Genomic DNA, 3,549 nt, shown 5'->3' with positions numbered 1-3,549 from the left:
TGCCGGCGCTGCGCAACGCCGCGCCGGCGAAGCGCGGGCAACGCGGCGAGCGTGCGCGCCGATTCGGCGGGCATGGCCGCGCGTTGGCGTCCGCCGGCGTGAAAATAGCGACAGGTGTGTTGAGTCTTGCTGCCGATTGCGTGCAAACTGAAGCCGAGTGTTCCGGCGACACTCGATCGCGGCGCGCAGGGGAGTGCGCGCCGTGGCCGCATCGAACCCGGCATCGCCGGGACCGGAACCTTGGGAGGGACCCGATGGACAAACCGTCCGCGCCCGGCCGTCGCCCGGCACCGCCGCCCCGTCGGGCGCGCGCGCGCCGCGCCCGCGCCGTCGCCGCGCTGCTTGCCCTATTCGCCGCAACAGGATGTCAAACCGCCATGTCCAGCTCCGCCACCCCGGATTCCGCCGCCCCCGACACGACCGCCGAGGCCGTGACCACCGCGCAGTGGCCGCTGCGCTTCCAGCGCCATCGCTTCGGCGGCTACTGCTTCGACACCTGGGGCTGCAGCATCGTCTACAACGGCTTCCCGCACGGCCAGGAGGATCGCGAGCGCCAGGCCGCGTCCTCGGCCTCGTTCGGCGAGGCCTATCCGCGCCGGATGAAGGCCGCGCACCTGGACATCGCCAATTTCCCGGGCCCGGCCGAGGTGACCTGGCGGGCCAAGGACAAGAGCGAGCACCGCGCCAGCGTCGACCTCGCCGCGATCTTCGCCGACGGGCTGATCCGCCATGAGGTCGCGCGCGACGACGTCGCCGAAGGCGTCAGCCTCAACGATCCGGAAATCATCCTGGAAGTGAACGACCGCACCATCAACGTCTACATGCGCAGCATGATCCCGTTGAAGCGTCCGCTCGATCCGGCCAACCCGAACAGCAATTTCCGCGCCGACCTGGTGCGGGTGTACTCGCAGACGTACTGAGCGCCCCGCGGGAGGGCAGGAACCCGATCCCGCACGCGGCGCCGCAACGCCGCGACCCCGCCGAAGCCGGCCGCCCCTGCGCGCCGCCCGGCGCCGCAAGCCAGAATCAAGGAGAGTTCGCGATGGGCGGTGGCAAGAATCCCGATGGCGTGAAGACCTATCCCGCCACGCAGCACGACATGGACAGCTACGTCGAGGCCAGCCAGGCACTGGCGCAGTTGCAGGCGCCGAAACTGCTCGATTCCAAGGATCCGCACACGCGCCTGTTCGTGGCCTGTTTCGACGGCACCAGCAACAGCATGTACGGCACCGACCCGAAGCACCACACCAACGTGGCCGAGGTCGCCAAGCAGCTGCAGAACAGCCTGCGCGACGACATCGCGGTGGGTTACGTGGAAGGGCCGGGCACGCAGAAGAATCCGCTGACGCGCGGGCTGGACGCGATGTCCGGCAAGAGCTTCGATCCGCGCCTGGAGAAGATGTACGCGCAGTTCATCGAACAGGCCAAGCAGTGGAAGGCCGAGGATCCCGACGCCAAGATCCGCGTCGCCGGCATCGGCTACAGCCGCGGCGCCGAGCAGGAGGCCGCGTTCTCGCGCCTGGTCGACGAGCGCGGCATCCAGGATCCGGCCGGCGCGGTCTACGTCAAGGACAAGGCCGGCAACATCGTCGCGCCGCCGACCTACCGCAACGCGCCGCTGCAGGATCCGCAGGTGGAGAAGGTGCCGCAGGCGGTCGGCCTGTTCGACCCGGTCGGCACCGGCGAGCCGCGCAAGCACGACCGGCGCCTGCCGCCGTCGGTGATGTCGGCGTTCCAGATCACCGCCGAGGACGAGCGCCGCGACCTGTTCAAGTCGACCAGCATCCTGCGCGAGGGCCACACCGAGGACAAGCGCTTCCTCAACGTCACCGTCGGCGGCGCGCACAGCAACATCGGCGGCAGCTACGAGCTCAACGGGCTGTCGATCCGCAGCGGCAACCTGATGGTGGACTACCTCAACAGCCTCAGCGACCAGCCGTATCTGCAAAAGCGCGCCGAGCCGACCGATCCCAGGCTCAACGTGGTGCATCGCTCCGACGCGCGGATCTTCTACACCACCTTCGGCTTCCGCGACGGCGAGCGCGACCGGATCGAGACGGTCGCGAGCAAGGAGCAGGTCAAGCACCACAGCGTCGCCGACCCGACCCGCAAGGAGCCCATCGACGAGGCGATGAGCGCGAAGTTCGAGCGCAGCCCGGTGCGGATCGGGCCGACGCCGGGCCACGAGCCGTCGATCGTCGCGGGCGGACGCAGCCAGAACGGCGACATCGACCAGACCTTCGCGCGCATGGTCCAGGCCGCGCGCGAGGGCCGGGCGGAGGACTTCGGCAACATCGCCCGCGCGCAGATGCAGACCCCGCAGTCGCAGGAAGCGTGGCAGGCCGGGCGCGAGCGCTTGCAGCAACTCAACGCGCAACAGGCGCCGCAGGCCGCGCCCGACGCCCAGCGCCAGCCGCCGCAGGCCGCGCCCGAGACGCAGCGACCGCCGCCGCAGATCGACGGCCCGGCGCCGCGCAGCCAGGGCCTGTGATGAGCGAGCAACGATTCCACGCCGAGGCGGTCCCGGCCGTGCAGGACGCGCAAGACCTCAAGCGCCTGGCCGTCGACCTGGCGGTGTTCGCGCAGCACCTGCAGGAGCAGAACGAACGCGCGGTCCAGCATGTGGACCGCAGCGCCGACGAACTGCACCGCGCCGCGCTGGGCATGGGCGCCGGCGCGCAGGAACTGGCCCAGCAACTGATCGGCGTGGTCCAGAACCAGGCCCACGAGGCGATCGGCCGCGGCGTCGAGCAAGCCTTCGGCGGCGCCGGCGCGCAACTGCGCGAGAGCGTGGAGCTGGCCCAGCGCGCGGCCAAGGCGCTGGAAGACCAGCGCAAGGCGCTGGAGCGCTCGCAGCAGATCCTGCTGTACAAGGCGGTGCTGGCGCTGATGGTCGGCTCGATCCTGGCGGTCGGGGGCAGCTGGTACTACATCCAGAAATCGATGCGCGAGATCCAGCGCGCCGACTTCGCCCGCGACATCGTCGAAGCCACCCGCAGCGGCGCGCTGACCCGCTGCGACGGCGCCCTGTGCGCGCGCGTCGGCGGCAAGCGCGCCGGCCCGAAGGGCGAATACGTGCTGCTGGAAGACCCGAAGAAGTAAGTTCGCCCCTTGTAGGAGCGGTGCGAGCCGCGACCGCGACAACGCAATTGCGCCGCGACCATCGCCGTAGTTGCGTTGTCGCGGTCGCGGCTCGCGCCGCTCCTACAGGCAGATCGCCGGCCGGCGAATCGATCGGGACACATCCGTCGCCCGCACTCCCGACTGTAGGAGCGGCGCAAGCCGCGACCGCGCCAACGCAACCACGACGCCTCTCGTGGCGCAGTTGCGTAGCCGCACCGCCCCTCGGCTCGCCCCGGCCACGGCGCCTGCGCTAGGCTGCGGCGATGAATCACGACACGCCCCACGCCGCGCCCGCCACGGTCCTGATCACCGGCGGCTCCGGCTTCCTCGGCAGCCGCTGCATCGTCCATGCGCTCGCCGCCGGCCATCGCGTGCGCGCCACCGTGCGCGACCTCGCGCGCGAGCCGCAGCTGCGCGCGGCCCTGG

General features: G+C 70.9%; 4 protein-coding genes. All 4 read left to right on the top strand.

Translation table 11 applies throughout. The annotated features are described in order from the left end of the window. The first annotated feature begins 377 nt into the window (after positions 1 to 377). Complete coding sequence (locus A7A76_RS23910; protein WP_206413659.1) at positions 378 to 920, top strand: hypothetical protein; 543 nt, start codon at positions 378 to 380, stop codon at positions 918 to 920. A gap of 149 nt (positions 921 to 1,069) precedes the next feature. Beyond that, the gene (locus tag A7A76_RS23905) at positions 1,070 to 2,491 is read left to right on the top strand and encodes a phospholipase effector Tle1 domain-containing protein (protein ID WP_206413658.1); all 1,422 of its coding nucleotides are present in this window, start codon (positions 1,070 to 1,072) and stop codon (positions 2,489 to 2,491) included. Further along, positions 2,491 to 3,102 (top strand): hypothetical protein, encoded by a 612-nt coding sequence (locus A7A76_RS23900; RefSeq protein WP_206413657.1) that lies wholly within the window; start codon positions 2,491 to 2,493, stop codon positions 3,100 to 3,102. The genes A7A76_RS23905 and A7A76_RS23900 overlap by 1 nt, the downstream gene beginning before the upstream one ends. 284 nt (positions 3,103 to 3,386) lie before the next feature. Next, on the top strand, positions 3,387 to 3,549 hold a 163-nt coding region (locus A7A76_RS25995), incomplete at its 3' end, for an NmrA family NAD(P)-binding protein (RefSeq protein ID WP_206413660.1).

This window comes from Lysobacter enzymogenes, from assembly GCF_017168095.1.
GTDB lineage: Bacteria > Pseudomonadota > Gammaproteobacteria > Xanthomonadales > Xanthomonadaceae > Lysobacter > Lysobacter enzymogenes_D.
This window is presented reverse-complemented; position numbering and strand designations above follow the sequence as displayed.